This is a genomic window from Aliiroseovarius sp. S1339 (assembly GCF_023195695.1).
GTDB lineage: Bacteria > Pseudomonadota > Alphaproteobacteria > Rhodobacterales > Rhodobacteraceae > Aliiroseovarius.
This window is the reverse complement of the sequence record NZ_JALPQG010000008.1, coordinates 189,741-206,194: the sequence shown is the minus strand read 5'-3', so window position 1 is coordinate 206,194 and position 16,454 is coordinate 189,741. Positions and strand designations below refer to the sequence as shown.

Below are 16,454 nucleotides of genomic sequence, written 5' to 3'. Positions count from 1 at the left end.
ACCGCAGCCATCGTGGGCCTCGGCATCGCAGTTCTGACTTCGGTCTCGGGCGGCACCACGTCGCTGGCCGGCAAAATCTCATCGTCGCTGTCGGCAATGGAAATCATGAGCCACTAAGCGATCATTTGATTGTCTATATTTAGGAAAACCGCGCCATTGTGGCGCGGTTTTTTCTTGGCGCCGGTATGCGCTAATAAATAACTTTTTGAATGTTACTGGAAATTGTTGCTGTTTCCTGTGAAATTCACCTTAAATTCATGCTTTACGCTTCAAATTGCCTCAATTCGAATTGACATATGGACGAGGTAGGTGGTGAGTGATGCCGTTGGTATCTTGTTGTGGGAAAGGAACTTAAATGCGTTTGCTCTTCGGACTGGTTCTGATCATAGGCGTCGGCCTGGCGGGCTTTGCGGTCTATCTTGCCAAGGACTATATCGGTGCGTTTCAAACTCAGCTTGATGCAGAACGTGCAGCGCGTGCAAACATTGTTCCGACCGTCGATGTGTTTGTCGTGAACAGCGCATTGCGCTATGGCCAGCAACTTACGGCAGAAGACATCCGGGCGGTCAAATGGCCGGAAAATGCTATTCCCGAAGGCACATTCTCAACCATCGAAGATATTTTTCCGGACGGCGAAAAGAAATTCCGCACCGTCCTGCGCGCGATGGAGAAGGACGAAGCCCTGCTTCAAGTCAAAGTGACCAGGCCCGGCGCGGATGCCGGCGTCTCGTCGCGTCTTGCGGATGGGATGCGCGCTTTTGCAATCAGTGTTGATGTCAACTCGGGCGTGTCCGGCTTTCTGCGCCCTGAAGACCGAATCGACATTTATTGGTCAGGCCGCGGCGTCGATGAATTGGGAGAGGGGCAGGCCGTTACCAAACTGATCCTCGCCAATGTTCATATTATCGCGGTTGACCAGATTGCCGACACTGACCGCACAGGGCCAACAATCGCGCGGACAATCACTGTTGAAGTGACCCCCCGGCAGGTTGCAGCCCTTGCACAGGCGCAATCCAGCGGACGTCTGTCCCTGGCGCTGGTCGGCACGCAAGACAAGTCGATCACCTCTGACGTCGAGGTTGGTCAGGGCGAGATTATGGGCGAGATCGTCGGACCACGCGAAGAGGTCTGCACCGTCCGAACACGCCGCGGTGGCGAGATCATCGAGACCCAGATCGCCTGCCCCGAGTGACGGTATCGCCCTTGGGAATAGGTCCTCTGCCTTGGACTGTTGCTACTTATCCACATGAAGCAGACCGACCAAGGTATTGATTATTGCATTTTTTCGATTTCTGACGCAGGCTGCAACGCAATTGGGCATGAATGACCCAAAACCGGGCACAAGACCCGGAGCAGTCAAGTGGGTAACACCCACCTTATCGAGGCGTGGTCAGAGAGGCAGGATCACATGACAGTTGATCGTTTTATCAAGGCGGCCCTATTGGGTCTAACGCTGGGGATCGGCGCACCGGCGGTATCATCCGCTGAAACGCTGCGCGTGATGAGTGGCTCGCCATCGGGCGCACTCAAAGTTCCCATGAACCGCGCGGTGGTCGTCGAAAGCGACGTTCCCTTCGCCGAGCTTTCCATCGCCAACCCCGGCATTGCAGATATTTCGACCCTATCGGATCGGACAATTTATGTGCTGGGCAAGACACCGGGTCGCACAACGCTGACGCTTCTTGGTGCAGACGGCAAGCTCATCACCAATGTCGACGTGCATGTCGCACCCGACATCGCAGAGTTTAAAGAGCGCCTGCGTCAAATCCTTCCCGGCGAACAAATCGAGGTGCGCACCGCCAATGACGGCATCGTGCTGTCAGGCATGGTCAGCTCGATCCAGCGCCTTGATCGCGCATTGGATCTGGCGCAACGCTATGCGCCCGAACGGGTTTCAAACCTGCTGACCGTCGGCGGCACCCAGCAAGTGATGCTGAAAGTGCGGTTTGCCGAGATGGGGCGTTCGGTTCGTAAATCTCTGTCCAGTTCACTTGCCCTGTCGGGCGGCCTGAACCCCGACAGCTTGCAGGCAGCAACGGCCCGCGGCATCGGCCAAGGCGGATCTCTGCTGGACACGACGCAAACCACGCTTGTGGACGGTGCAAACGGGGCCATGAAGTTCGGGTTCGGTGTCGGAAGCCTTCAAGTCGGCATCCTGCTGGAAGCCCTTGAAAGCAAGGGCGTCGTGCGCACGTTAGCAGAGCCCAACCTGACGGCACTTTCCGGCCAGGAAGCCTCGTTCCTTGCGGGTGGCGAATACCCCCTGCCCGTTTCGAACGGCGACAACGAAATTGCGGTGACTTACAAGCCCTTCGGTGTCGAACTGACGTTCACCCCCACGGTGCTGTCGGATGATGTGATCAACCTGCAGCTCAAGGCTGCTGTTTCTGGCTTGGACGAATCTGTCAGCTATAACAACGGTGGGTTCAGCATCAATGCATTCCGTCGCCGCGAAACATCGACCACGGTCGAAATGCGGGATGGTGAAAGCTTTGCAATTGCGGGCCTGATCGAAGACGATTTCCAAGACAATATCGCCTCGGTCCCTTGGTTGGGCGATATTCCGGTGCTTGGCGCTCTGTTCCGGTCAACCGAATACCAACGCGCGCAGTCGGAACTGGTGATCATCGTGACAGCCCATCTTGTCACCCCGACACGTGGCGAAGCCCTTGCGGTGCCGACCGATCGGATCCGCCCCCCCTCTGAACAAGAACTGTTCCTGTTCGGCAATACGTCAGCGTCGAACCGACCCAAATCCGGGGCGGCTGGCGAAGTGGCCCAACAGGACTTTTCGGGTTCCTACGGCTATGTGATGGAGGACTGAGATGTCGATTGAACGTATCAAACCATTGCTGGCAGCCACCTCGGTGATTGCTCTTTTGACAGCGTGCTCGAATGCGGACGTAGCCTCGAAATCGTGGTTCTTGGAAGCTGGCGCACAACTTAACGAAGGCGGACTTGGACAGCCGACGGCCTATAATGCCGGCGTTCAAACCGGCAAGATTAACCCGGCCGTAAGTATGGCCAATCGCTTTAACAAAGAATCGACCGACACGGTCAATTTCGCGTTCAACAGCGCCGCGCTGGACAACACGGCGCGCGCAATCCTGAGCCAACAGGCCCATTGGATCGCACAGTTCCCCGAACTGCGCTTCCGGGTCTATGGTCACACTGACCTGGTCGGATCAAACGCTTATAACAAGCGCCTTGGGATGCGCCGTGCCAACGTGGTTGTGAATTACCTAGTGGCCAGCGGTATCAGCCGGTCGCGACTGGAAGCCGTTGTCAGCTATGGCGAATCTCGCCCCCTGATCGTGACGCGCGCACCTGAAATGCGCAATCGTCGCACGGTGACAGAAGTCACCGGCTTTGTGGGTGGCCGCAAACCGACGGTTATGGACGGCAAATATGCCGAAGTGGTGTACCGCGAATATGTTGGCAGCGCGGTGCCGCTTCCGATCATCTCGGCTGGGACGGCCGGATCGATCGGCGAGGGATCCTAATCGACCCAAAATAAAAAAGGCGCGATCTGGTCGCGCCTTTTTTGTTGAAGCAGGCCCCGACGCGCCACAATTTCGCCGCAATCTCGGCAGAGAAGCACAAACACCGCAGGCAAGCTTTCCCTTGGACTTCATTGTTTTCATGAGGTTTCCTTGCGGGGTTGGGACGCGAAATCCCGCATAAGGTGAACATATTCGCCGTTCCCTCTTAGGAAACAGACGCTCTGTTTCACCGGGGATCGTCCCAAATGAACGAATAATTTGGCCGTTTCAGCCGCAATGTTGCCCAGATTTACTGGCATTTCTTTGAGCTATTGGGAGCAGTCCGCGTGCGACATCCGACTCGCGCACGCCTTGAAGGGCAAAGGACCGATGGCAGAACGCCTGGGAGCGGGCTCTAACTGGAGGGATTTTTACGATGAGTAGCAGTGTTGCGCTACACGCTGACCCCGAACCGATCGTAGCTTGCACGATCGCGCGGGATGTTCAGAACTTCGATCTGCTGATCGAGGATATGGAAGCCGAGCTTGGTGAAGCTTGGGGTGATTTGTCGATAGAAGACGCGCTTGCCTTCTTTGTCCAACCGGACGCCGACGCGCTGGAGTTCGTCGCGATTGCGATGGACGATCAGGATGAAGCCGATCTTTCGAAAGTGGCCGGCGTTATCCGGGCCGCAGGCGAAAAAGGTATTAAGGTCATCGTGATCGCGGAAGAGGTCAGCCCGATTGCGCTGCACCAACTCCTGAAGATGGGTGCAGAAGAATTTGTCCCCTACCCCCTGCCCGAAGGTGCGTTGCATGACGCGATCGAACGGCTGCGCGCGCCCGAACCCGAAGCGCCTGTCCTGCCGGACGCAAACGCACAATCCACCCCGCTGAAAGCTGACGACGACCGCGAGGCTGTTATTTTGGCGGTGCACCCGATGGCGGGTGGCACAGGTGCGACGACCCTTGCGGTGAACCTGGCTTGGGAACTCAGCCAGATGGACCGGACCAAGAAAAAGAAAGAAACCAAGACGCCGCCGCGTGTCTGCCTGTTGGATTTCGGCCTTCAATTCGGCTCGGTCGCCACTTATCTGGATCTGCCGCGCCGTGATGCAGTTTATGAGCTGCTGTCCGATACCGAAGTCATGGATCACGAGATTTTTTCCCAAGCGCTGGTGACGTTTGACGACGACTTGCACGTTCTGACCGCACCGCCGGACATGTTGCCGTTGGACATTGTGACTGCGGAAGATATTGAACGGATTGTCGAAATGGCCCGCCGTAATTTCGATTACGTCGTCATCGACATGCCGAACACAGTTGTACAATGGACGGAAACCGTTCTGCACGCCGCGCATGTGTATTTCGCGACGCTGGAACTTGATCTGCGCTCGGCGCAAAACGCGCTTCGGATGATCAAAGCGTTGAAGTCGGAAGAACTGCCGGTTGAGAAACTGCGTTATGTGCTGAATCGCGCACCGAAGTTTACCGATATGTCGGGCAAATCGCGGGCAAAACGTCTGGCGGAAAGCCTTGATATCTCGATCGAGCTGCATCTGCCTGACGGCGGCAAACCGGTGACGCAAGCTTGCGATCACGGCATGCCCCTGTCCAGCGCCGCCGCGAAGAACCCGCTGCGTAAAGAAATCCAGAAACTGGCGAAGTCTGTTCATGACCTGAATCAGGCCGAAGCCACAGCCAACTGATCCCGGAGGCGCTATGTTTTCCCGCTATAAGAAGCCAACAAAATCGGCGAATGCAGCGCCCGAACTGAAAGCAGTTGAGGGTGGGCGCGCAAACACTGCCGCCCCTGCCCCGCGTGAAGCGACGTCAGACACGGCCGCTGCCGCACGCGCGCCAGTATCGCTGCGTCAAGCGTCCGAGCAAGACGCGCCGGCGCCGCAGGCGGACAAGGAACGCAAGCGCAAGGAACGTCTGGGTGACATCAAAACCGAGCTTCATAAAGAGCTGTTGGACAACCTTAACCTTGGCGCGCTGGAAAGCGCTGCCGAAAAGGACCTTCGTGCGGAAATCACTGATATCACATCGGAATTTCTGAGCACGCGCGACGTGGTTCTGACCCGCGATGAACGTCTGCTGCTGAACCAAGAACTGTATGACGAAGTCAGGGGGCTTGGCCCGCTTGAACCTCTTTTGCAGGATGACACGGTCAACGATATTCTTGTAAACGGTCCCCAGCAGGTGTTTGTGGAACGTGCGGGTAAGCTTCAACTGACCGATGTCAGGTTCAAAGACGAACGCCACCTTCTGCGCATCATCGACAAGATCGTGTCGGCTGTGGGTCGTCGCGTCGACGAATCAAACCCCCATGTTGACGCCCGTCTGGCTGATGGCTCGCGTTTCAACGCGATGGTGCCGCCAATTGCGGTGGATGGCTCGCTGGTGTCGATCCGGAAATTCAAGAAAGACAAGCTTGGCATTGACGAGTTGGTCAGCTTTGGCGCGTTTTCAGAAGAAATGGCCGCCTTTTTGCAGGCCGCTGTGGCAACACGCCTAAATGTCATCGTTTCGGGCGGGACCGGTTCTGGTAAAACGACCTCGCTGAATGCTCTGTCGTCCTTCATCGACAACTCAGAACGCATTCTGACGATCGAGGATACGGCGGAACTTCAATTGCAACAGACCCATGTTGGGCGGATGGAAAGCCGACCTGCCAATGTTGAAGGCAAGGGTGCCGTGTCCCAGCGGGATTGTCTGAAAAACGCCCTGCGGATGCGTCCGGATCGCATCATCGTCGGCGAGACGCGCGGCGAAGAAGTTATCGACATGCTGCAGGCTATGAACACCGGCCACGACGGGTCGATGACGACGATCCACGCCAACTCGGCGCGCGATGCTGTGTCACGTCTGGAGAACATGATCGCCATGGCCGGGATCGAAATGCCGATCAAGGCGGTGCGCAGCCAGATTGCGTCGGCTGTGAACCTGATTGTGCAGGCCAGCCGCCTTCAGGATGGGTCGCGCCGTATGGTTTCGATCACCGAAATCACCGGTATGGAAGGCGACGTCATCTCGATGCAAGAGGTGTTCCGCTATGAACGTCTGGGCCTTGCGCCCGATGGCAAGATCATCGGACGCTTCAATGCGACCGGCGTGCGGTCACACTATTCCGACCGGTTCCGCCAGTGGGGCTACGACCTGCCCGCATCCATCTATGAACCCTGGAGCGACTGACAATGACCATTTCAATCGAACCAATCCTTTATGGTCTGATCTTTCTGGCCGTGTTGCTGCTGGTCGAAGGCATCTATCTGACCGTTTTTGGCAAATCTATCAGCCTGAACAACCGCATCAATCGCCGCCTCGACATGCTTGAAAAAGGGGCTGCGCGCGAAGAGGTGTTGGAAAAACTTCGCAAGGAGATGGGCCAGCACGTCAAGGCACAGGGTATTCCGTTCTATTCACTGCTCGCCACCAAGGCGCAGAAAGCGGCCATCGCCTTCACGCCGGGCCAGCTTGTGCTGATCATGGTGCTTTTGTCCGTCTTCGCCTTTGTCGGGTTGGGCGTTGCCACCGCCGCGTCGCTGCCCGTGCGTGCCGGGATCGCTGTCGTGATGGGCGTCGGCGGGGTCTATATCTGGGTTAACAACAAGGCCAAAAAACGCTCGTCCATGATCGAAGAGCAACTGCCCGACGCGGTTGAACTGATGGTCCGCAGCTTGCGTGTTGGCCACCCGTTTTCGTCCGCCGTACAGATTGTCGCCAAGGAAGTGCCCGACCCGCTGGGCACAGAAATGGGCCTGATCGCTGATGAAAGTGCCTATGGGCGTGACGTGGGCGAAGCACTTGCCACGATGGCGGAACGTCTGGACAATCAGGACATGCGGTTTCTTGCGGTGGCGGTGATCATCCAACAAACCTCGGGTGGTAACTTGGCCGAGATCCTTGACGGTCTGGCGAAAGTGATCCGGTCGCGCTTTAAACTGTTTCGCCGCGTTCGTGCCATCACCGCCGAGGCGAAATGGTCCGGCAACTTCCTGTCGGGATTCCCCATTCTGGCGCTGGTCGGGATCAACCTGCTGCAGCCCAACTATTACGACAAGGTGCGTGACACGCCCTATTTCATTCCCGCTTGCCTGATTGTCGCCGGCTTCCTTGTGACCAACATGTTCGTCATGCGGATGCTCGTGAACATCAAGGTTTGACAGAGGTTTTATGATGGAACAGATCAACGCAATCCTGACCGACCTTCTTGGTCCCGCTGGCCCCCTTTTGGCAGTGGGCGCACTTGGGATCGTGTTGATCGTTGCCGCTCTGCCCATCCTGCTCCGGCGCAATGTCGATCCGCTGGAGAAACTGCGTAAATCGCGCGAAAGTGGAAACCAGGCCGGACAGAAAGTTGATCTGCGCGTCGCATCAGGCTCCAACAAACTTGAGAAATACTCGGCGTTTCTTGAGCCGCAGGACGCCGACGAATACTCGGCCGTACAGCTAAAACTGCTGCAAGCGGGTTATCCCGGTAAGAACGCCGTGCGCACGTTCCACTTCGCGCAGTTTGCGCTTGGTATCGGCTTGCTGATCTTTGGGGTGTTTCTGACCATCCTCAAAACCGCAAATGGGCAGGAAATGACGACGCAGGCCCGTATGCTGTGGATTCTGGTGCCGGGTGTGGCGGGATACATGTTGCCGAAATACTGGGTCACCCGCCGGGTCGAAACCCGCAAGGAAGAAATCACCAACGGCTTTCCAGACGCGCTTGACATGATGTTGACTTGCGTCGAGGCGGGCCAGTCGCTGGACCAATCCATCCTGCGGGTGGCCAAGGAAATCCGCGCCTCCTACCCTGCGCTGGCGGACGAGTTCGCGATCGTGTCAAACGAGATGAAGGCGGGCAAGGATCGCATCCAAGTGCTGCGTGATCTGTCTGAACGGTCCGGCGTGCCGGATGTTGCAAGTTTTGTGACAGTGATGATCCAGTCGGCCACTTTCGGCACCTCGATTGCCGATGCCCTGCGCGTTTATGCGGGCGAGATGCGAGATAAACGGGTGATGCGGGCAGAAGAGAAGGCAAACACCTTGCCGACCAAGATGACACTTGCCACTATGCTGCTGACCGTGCCACCGCTTCTGATCATTCTGATCGGCCCATCGGTCTATGATATTTATCTGACCCTCAAGTCGGTCCGGTTCTGACGCAAGCCCGGGCCGCGCGAAGGAGAGCCATTTGACCACGCGCCGCCTGCCCCGCACGACCACCGACCTTTCCACCCAATTCAAACGTCGCGCCTTTGGCTGCACGCTCGCCGCCGTCTTGGTGCTTGGCGGATTGTCGGCTTGCGCGCCGGGAACCGGGCCGTTTGCCAAACATGACAGCCCCTATGCGCCGACCGCCGTCAAACGTGGCGAGGACTCGGTTGATGGCCTGACCGTTGGCCACAGGCTGACCGCTGCAGGTGAACATGAGCTGGCGTTGAAAGCCTATCTTCGGGCGGCAAGCGAGCAGGGCATTACTGTCGACGTCCTGTCGGCCATCGGCTCGGCCAATTTACAACTGGGCCGGTTGGGGCAAGCCGAACGGATCCTGAGACAGGCGACAGAAAAAGACGGCACCTTCGTTCCCGCGTGGAACAATCTGGGCGTTGTGTTGATGGAAACCGGCCAAACAGGCGAGGCTGCGCGTGTCTTCCAGATCGCATTTGGCCTGGATCGTGGCCAATCTGCCCAAATCCGCGACAATTTGCGCTTGGCGCTCGCAAAAATGGAAAACCCTGATTATGATCAGACGCATAATGATACATTCGCGCTGGTGCGACGGGGGGCGGGAGACTACCTGCTTCTGTCGCAGATCTAAGCGAAGACACGAGCAGTAAAAAGGACGCAAAAATGCGCCATCCCATTTTTCTGACGCTCTGCCTTGGCAGCGCGATTGCCCTCTCAGCTTGCAACAAGCCGAAATCGGGCGGTGAAGAGGTCGAACGTGCCATCGCAGATGTGAACGTAATCGACGAAAGCAATCTTAACGACATCATGCTGACAGTGGGCGACCCGAATGAGGCGGTTTCCTATTTCAAACGCACGGCTGAATCTCAGCCGGGTCGCATTGATCTGAAGCGGGGTTTGGCGCAATCGCTGATCCGCGCCAAACGCCCGGCCGAAGCTGTGCCGGTGTGGAAAGCCGTCGTCGCAAGTTCGCAGGGCACTTCAGAGGATCGCGTCAATCTGGCTGATGCGTTGATCCGTGCAGGCGACTGGGATCAAGCGGAAGTGGTGCTGGACAAGGTGCCGCCCACCCACGAGACTTATCGCCGCTACCGGTTAGAGGCGATGATCGCTGACAGCAACAAGGAATGGAAGAAAGCCGACAGCTTTTACGAAACGGCTGTTGGGCTAACCACCAACCCAGGTTCTGTGCTGAACAACTGGGGTTATTCCAAGCTGACGCGGGCCGATTATGAAGGTGCCGAGAAGATGTTTTCGCAAGCTTTGGGCTATGACAACAAGCTGTTCACCGCGAAGAACAACCTTGTTCTGGCACGTGGCGCACAACGTAAATACGATATGCCCGTCATCCAAATGACCCAGATCGAACGCGCCCAGCTTTTGCACACGTTGGCCCTGTCCGCCATTAAGCAAGGCGATGTGACCACCGGCAAAGGTCTGTTGCAGGAAGCCATCGACACGCACCCCCAGCATTTTGAGGCCGCAACCCGCGCGCTGGAAGCGCTGGAAAGCAACGTCTCAAACGGGTGAATTGAACATGAGCACGGCGATGACAAGCTGGGCGGCGATGCTGTTTCTGCCCTTTGCAGTTCCAATTGCCTTGTGGGCGGTCTGGTCCGACCTGTCGCGCATGAAGATCCCCAACAAGGCGGTCATGGCCCTGATCATTGTCTTTGCCGTGATTGGTCTTTTTGCGTTCGAGCTTGATGAATACCTGTGGCGCTGGGTTCATCTGGTGGTCATTTTGGTGATCGGGTTCGTGATGAACATCGGTCGGATGCTGGGCGCGGGGGATGCAAAATTTGCCGCCGCGATGGCACCGCTTGTCGCCCTGCCCGACGCAGTTCTTGTCCTGATGATCCTTGCGGTGATGATCCTTGCAGGGTTCATCCTGCACCGGATAGCGCAGAAAATCAGTTGGGTGCGCGCAGCCACGCCTGATTGGGAAAGCTGGAAACGGCGCGATTATCCAATGGGGCTTAGCCTTGGGGCGACGTTGATCACCTATCTTGGATTGGCCGCTTTAGGCGGAGCATAAGAAAAGCCCAAAACTAGAAATAGCCTCTGCAAAACACTATTTTGCAGAGGTTTTTCCTTTTCTCGCCTAATACGCATCGACTTCGTCACTTTCGTCGTCCCCAGCCGGTGGGTCGACCCTTTTCGGCTTCTCGCCCGGCAGACTGTAAAGCGTGTAGTAGGGGGTCCGACGCGCCTCAACCACTTGGTCGATCCAGTCCTGCCCCGACACCTCGTCTAAAATCTTCTTGCGGGTGTCCGCGGACAGCGGACAGTTTGGCACCAATAGATAATCCGCATTCTCGATCCCGCTCAGATCGCCATAATACCACGGCGCACCGCCCTTCAGCGGCGTCAGATCAGCATAGAGCCAATAGCTGGACAGCAGATCGGCCGAGAAAAGCGCCTTACCCCCGCCAGACCAGTTTGCAATGTCTTCTGACACCGCGCGGAACCAAACCACCATTCCAAGTTCAAGCGTGCAATAGTCAAAGTCGCGCCCCTGAAAGATGACGTTGGTATCCTTGCGGGCCTCGTCGTCATACAGGCCGGCGAACAGCGTGTCCGGCCCATCAAAGGCGCGGCGCACATCGACCCGTGCTGCGCGCGGCGCATAGGTTTGCAAGTCTTCATGCACGCCGCTTCCCGGCATAAGCGGGACATATTTTTCAACGTCTGTGGCAAGATGGCGGAACGGACTGGCCGCAAGGTTTAGAAAACTGGGGATCGCAAAGGCGAAGGCTGCGACCGCCGCAAGGGAAATCGCCTTCTGCACATCCCAACCAAAACCGTTAAACACGGGACCCGTAGGGCGCAGCGCGACCAGCAACAGCCCCAACAACCACAGCCATTGCGGGTCATTTCCAAAGTTCTGGAACGTCACATAGAAAAAGCCGGGCAACAGCAACAGCAGGACCATGCCCTCCGTCATCCGACCCGCTTGGCGCAGAAAGATCACCGATAGAACCGCGATCAGTGATCCGCCCAGATAAGCTGGTGCGCTGACGACATAGCCAAAATCCCGGCCGGGCTGGGGACGCACATCTGACGCTGCAACATTCAGAAGATCGCGCAGATAGGCCAGCCAGATCAATGGCGTACCAACCCAAAGCGTCACCAGCGCGGCCATTAGAATGCCCGTCACCAAGGCCCACAGCGCCGTGCGCCCAGCCCCGCGCGCGAAAAGTGCCACCAGCACCGGAATGAAGAACGCCGCGAAATAGGTCACCTTGATCATCGCCATCACCGCCATGGCCAAGCCGATCACAAACCCATCCATGCGCGACGAGGCCTGATCGCGCGCCGGCAGGGTCGCCGCCGTAATTGCAAGAAAGGCCGCCGCCCAAGCCCAACGGTTGTAGTGCATCGAGATTGAGACACTGTCATCGCCCTCGCCATACACAAGCGCCACCGCGAAGATCAGGATCGTTGCCGCGAAAAGATACGCCCACCAGCCCTCATACCGCGTCTTCGCAACCCACCATGCAAGGGGGCAAAACACAATGGCAACAAGCAGTTGCCCGGCATGGATCGCATGCCCCACACCCAATCCAGCCTCAAGAAACACCGAGATCGGCGCGAAGGCCAGCACCCCAATCGGCGTGACGAAATCCAAATGCGGCCAGTCGCCTTGACCCATGCGCAACAGCATTTGAAGCAAGTGCAGCGTGTCGCCTTCATGCTTGCTGATAAACAATCCGCCCTTGGCGAAAAACACAAAGGCATACAGGGTTAACAGGCCCACCATGAAGGCTGCCAAAAACTTGCCTTTATTCGCACTCATACCTGCCCTCATTCTTTTGTAGCTAAATTAGCGTCAATATGGCGCTTCGCAAAGCTTTGTAATTGTTTGGTCAATTTATTGACTCGGCAGTCTGAAACCGCAACATAAGATCGAGCATGACAATGAATGTACATAGCACGGACATGATGGCCCCCCCACCGGCGATGAGCCTGTCCGAAACCGGGCTGACCTTGGTGATGATGCGGGACATCCTGCTGAAGACCATGTTCCGTACCAATCTTGAACAAGTCACCGACCTTGAACGCGTGCTTTGTCTGCCCGCCCGCGTGGTGCAGGAACTGATCGACATGAGCCGGGATGGCGGGCTGGTCGAGGCGATGGGCACGTTGCAGGCAGGTTCCAAATCCTCTGAAATGGGCTACCGCTTGTCGGACACCGGCAAGGCGCGCGCGCTGGATGCGCTGTCGCAGTCGGAATATTTCGGCGCAATGCCTGTGCCGATGGAGGTCTATGCCAAACAGGTGAAACGTCAGTCGATCCGCAACATCCACATGTCGCGCGACCAGTTGACTGGCGCCATGGGGCATCTGATCTTGCCGCCTGATTTGCTGGACCAGCTTGGACCGGCTGTCGGCTCGGGCCGGTCAATCTTGATGTATGGACCGCCGGGCAATGGTAAGTCCTCGATCTCAAACGGGATCCGTGACGCATTGGGCGACAAAATCTATGTCCCGCGCGCGATTGAATATTCCGGTCAGGTCATCACCGTCTATGACCCAATCGTTCACACCCTGGCTGAGGATGAAGAGGGCGATCCGAACGCGCTTCGCCGGGTATCGAAGAAATACGACCGTCGCTATGTGCTGTGCGAACGTCCCACGGTGATCACCGGTGGTGAACTGACGCTGGACATGCTCGATCTGGTTTATAACCCGACCGCGCGGACCTATACGGCGTCGCTTCAGCTTAAATCCTCGGGCGGCGTCTTCATCGTCGACGACCTTGGTCGCCAAGCCGATCCGCCCCAGGCGCTGATCAACCGCTGGATTGTGCCGCTGGAAGAAAACAAAGATATTCTGGCCTTGCAATCGGGTGAAAAATTCGAGGTGCCGTTTGACACACTGGTCATCTTCTCGACCAACTTTCACCCAAACAAGATCTTCGATAAGGCGGCCCTGCGCCGGATTTTCTATAAGATCAAAATCGACGGGCCGGATCAGGAAGGCTTCCTGAAAATCTTCGCGATGGTAGCAAAGAAGAAGGGGATGCCGCTGTCACAGGACGCTTTGATCCACCTGTTGAAAACCAAATACCCGACGATCGACAACATCTACGCCAACTATCAGCCGGTGTTCCTGATCGACCAGATGCTGTCGATTTGCGATTTTGAGGGGCTGCCCCCCCAGATGACCCCGGAGCTGATCGACCGCGCGTGGGAAAACATGTTCGTAAAAGAAGAGGAAATCGTGCACTAGCACGCGATCCAAACCATCTCCAAGGGCGGCCCTCAGGTCGCCCTTTTTTTGTGCTCGTTCGCATTTCGGGCATGTTCACGCCGCGCGCCATTTCCTATCCTGCCTCTATGACCACCCTGCCTCCCGCCTTTGAACGCTGGTTCACCCAACGCGGCTGGACCCCGCATCCGCACCAGCAGGCGATGTTGGCCCGCGCCGACGCGCCCGCCGTGATGCTGATCGCACCGACCGGGGGTGGCAAAACGCTGGCCGGGTTTCTGCCCAGTCTGGTGGAGCTGGGCAACGCGCCGGGGCCGGGCCTTCACACGCTCTATATCTCGCCCCTAAAGGCGTTGGCCGCGGATATGCGGCGCAATCTGACGACGCCGATTGAGGATATAGGGCTGGCGATCCGGGTCGAGGATCGGTCAGGCGACACCACCCAAACCCGCAAGAAAGCCCAACGCGCCGACCCGCCGCATATTTTGCTGACCACGCCGGAAAGCCTTGCGCTGTTGTTAAGTTATGAGGATGCGCCGCATATGTTTACCGGCCTGAGGCGCGTGGTCGTAGACGAATTGCACGCGCTGGCGGAAAGCAAACGCGGCGATCAACTGATGCTGTGCCTGTCACGGCTGCACGCGCTGTGCCCCGACCTCAAACGCGTCGGGCTGTCGGCCACGGTCGAAGACCCGCCTGCGCTGGCTCAATTCCTTGCCCCGCACCCAACCCGGTGCGAAATTATCGAAGCCGACCCCGGCCCTGATCCCGACATCGCAATGCTAACCACCGACACCCCGCCCCCATGGTCGGGCGGTGGGGGGCGCTATGCGATCCGCGAGGTCTTGGACGAGGTCGCAAAACACAAGACCACGCTCATCTTCCACAACACCCGCGCGCAGGCCGAGATTTTCTTTCACGAGCTTTGGATGGCAAATGACGCCGCCCTGCCCGTCGGCATCCACCACGGCTCGCTGGCGCTGGAACAACGCAAGAAGGTCGAGGCCGCGATGGTGGCAGGCAGCCTGCGGGCTGTTGTCTGCACCGGATCGCTGGACCTTGGGCTTGATTGGGGCGATGTCGATCTGGTCATTCAAGTCGGCGCGCCGAAGAACGTAAAACGTCTTGTGCAGCGGATCGGGCGGGCCAATCACCGATACAATGCGCCGTCCAAGGCTCTGATCCTGCCCGCCAACCGGTGGGAGGTCATCGAATGCCACGCCGCGATCGAGGCCGTTCTGGCTCATGACCTTGACGGCGACCCGCGCGGCCCCGGCCCGCGTGACGTGTTGTGTCAGCACATCCTGATCACCGCCTGTTCCGCCCCCTTTGACGCCGATGCGCTGTTTGCCGAGGTCACGACCGCTGGCCCCTATGCGGGCCTCACCCGCGTCAATTTCGACGCCTGCCTCGATTTCGTGGCGACCGGCGGCTATGCCCTGCACGCCTATGACCGGTGGCAACGTCTGATGCAGCGGGCCGACGGCTTGTGGCAGCTGCGCGATCCGCGACTGGCCCAACAGGTGCGGATGAATGTGGGCACGATCATCGACACCGACACGCTGAAGGTGCGGATGAAGGGGCGGTCTGGTGCCTCGGGTGGCAAGCCCTTGGGCGAGGTCGAAGAAAGCTTCGCCGCCTCGCTAACCCCCGGTGACACCTTCCTGATGGGCGGCAGGATAGTGCGGTTTGAAAGCTTGCGCGAGATGGAGGTGCAAGTTAGCCGCGACCGGGGCCGCAAACCCAAGCTCGCGGTGTTTTCCGGCACCAAGTTTTCGACTTCAACCCAACTGTCCACCCGCATCCTTGACCTTCTGCATCGCACCCCCCTGCCCGACTTGCCGCGTCATACGCTTGACTGGATCGAATTGCAGCGTGAGGTGAGCCTTCTGCCCCGCGCCGGTCGCATCCTTGTCGAAAGTTTCGATCACGAGGATCGACCGCACACCTGCATCTATGGTTTTGCGGGCAAGAACGCGCAGCAAACGCTGGGCCTGATGGTCACACGCCGGATGGAGGAGATGGGGCTTGGCCCGCTGGGCTTTGTCGCCACCGACTATGCCACGCTGATTTGGTCCGTGTCGCATCTGGACAACCCCGCTCACGCGCTCGACGCCACGGGCCTGCATGACGGGCTGGACGGATGGCTTGCGGAAAACGCCCTGATGAAACGCAGCTTCAAGGGCGCGGCCACCATCGCTGGGTTGATCACCCGCAACCTGCCGGGCAAGCGATCCTCGGGTCGGCAGGCCACGTTCTCGGCCGACATCCTTTACGATACCCTGCGAAAATACGACCCCGACCACCTGCTGCTATCCATCACGCGGGACGAGGCGATGCGCGGGCTGATCGGATTTGGTCGGATTGACGAGATGCTGGCGCGCACAGGCGGGCTGATCGACCACGTGCACCCGGGCCGCGTCACGCCCTTCGCCGCCCCTCTGTTCCTTGAGGTCGGCAAGGTGCCCGTTGACGGTGCCGGGGCAGACGCCCTGATGCGGGCCGAAGCAGATCGCCTTATGATGGAAGCCGGGCTGGTATAGCGCGCCACGCGTCGTAATAGCTTGCAATAACG

13 protein-coding genes are annotated in these 16,454 nt (G+C 58.0%); 12 read left to right on the top strand and 1 reads right to left on the bottom strand.

The window, feature by feature from the left end:
- The first annotated feature begins 355 nt into the window (after positions 1–355).
- From cpaB to MUY35_RS13645, 10 genes are all read left to right on the top strand, one after another.
- Complete coding sequence (gene cpaB, locus MUY35_RS13690; RefSeq protein WP_248369521.1) at positions 356–1,192, top strand: Flp pilus assembly protein CpaB; 837 nt, start codon at positions 356–358, stop codon at positions 1,190–1,192.
- A gap of 216 nt (positions 1,193–1,408) precedes the next feature.
- Positions 1,409–2,824 (top strand): type II and III secretion system protein family protein, encoded by a 1,416-nt coding sequence (locus tag MUY35_RS13685; protein ID WP_248369518.1) that lies wholly within the window; start codon positions 1,409–1,411, stop codon positions 2,822–2,824.
- Between the two features lies 1 nt (position 2,825).
- Entirely contained in the window at positions 2,826–3,503 is a 678-nt protein-coding gene (locus MUY35_RS13680) for an OmpA family protein (RefSeq protein ID WP_248369515.1), read from the top strand.
- Between the two features lie 415 nt (positions 3,504–3,918).
- Positions 3,919–5,190, top strand: coding sequence for an AAA family ATPase (locus MUY35_RS13675; RefSeq protein WP_248369513.1), 1,272 nt, complete (start codon positions 3,919–3,921; stop codon positions 5,188–5,190).
- Positions 5,191–5,203: 13 nt separating this feature from the next.
- A complete protein-coding gene (locus MUY35_RS13670) occupies positions 5,204–6,679 on the top strand; it encodes a CpaF family protein (RefSeq protein WP_248369510.1) in 1,476 nt (491 codons plus the stop codon).
- A gap of 2 nt (positions 6,680–6,681) precedes the next feature.
- Positions 6,682–7,650, top strand: a complete 969-nt coding sequence (locus MUY35_RS13665; RefSeq protein ID WP_248369507.1) for a type II secretion system F family protein — start codon at positions 6,682–6,684, stop codon at positions 7,648–7,650.
- A gap of 13 nt (positions 7,651–7,663) precedes the next feature.
- Entirely contained in the window at positions 7,664–8,638 is a 975-nt protein-coding gene (locus tag MUY35_RS13660; protein ID WP_248369504.1) for a type II secretion system F family protein, read from the top strand.
- Between the two features lie 121 nt (positions 8,639–8,759).
- Positions 8,760–9,296 (top strand): tetratricopeptide repeat protein, encoded by a 537-nt coding sequence (locus tag MUY35_RS13655; RefSeq protein ID WP_248369551.1) that lies wholly within the window; start codon positions 8,760–8,762, stop codon positions 9,294–9,296.
- Between the two features lie 32 nt (positions 9,297–9,328).
- Positions 9,329–10,195, top strand: a complete 867-nt coding sequence (locus MUY35_RS13650; RefSeq protein WP_248369502.1) for a tetratricopeptide repeat protein — start codon at positions 9,329–9,331, stop codon at positions 10,193–10,195.
- A 7-nt stretch (positions 10,196–10,202) separates the two neighbouring features.
- On the top strand, positions 10,203–10,703 hold the full coding sequence (locus MUY35_RS13645; RefSeq protein ID WP_248369500.1) for a prepilin peptidase: 501 nt from the start codon (positions 10,203–10,205) through the stop codon (positions 10,701–10,703).
- Positions 10,704–10,769: 66 nt separating this feature from the next.
- Here the strand turns inward: MUY35_RS13645 and MUY35_RS13640 are convergent, their stop codons facing one another.
- Positions 10,770–12,464 carry a hypothetical protein gene (locus MUY35_RS13640; RefSeq protein ID WP_248369498.1) on the bottom strand — a complete coding sequence of 565 codons (1,695 nt, stop codon included), beginning with the start codon at positions 12,462–12,464 and terminating at the stop codon, positions 10,770–10,772.
- 122 nt (positions 12,465–12,586) lie between these two features.
- Here MUY35_RS13640 and MUY35_RS13635 point away from each other — a divergent pair, with 122 nt between their 5' ends.
- Entirely contained in the window at positions 12,587–13,900 is a 1,314-nt protein-coding gene (locus tag MUY35_RS13635; protein ID WP_248369549.1) for an ATPase, read from the top strand.
- A gap of 107 nt (positions 13,901–14,007) precedes the next feature.
- Positions 14,008–16,422, top strand: coding sequence for a ligase-associated DNA damage response DEXH box helicase (locus MUY35_RS13630; protein WP_248369496.1), 2,415 nt, complete (start codon positions 14,008–14,010; stop codon positions 16,420–16,422).
- Positions 16,423–16,454 lie beyond the last annotated feature (32 nt).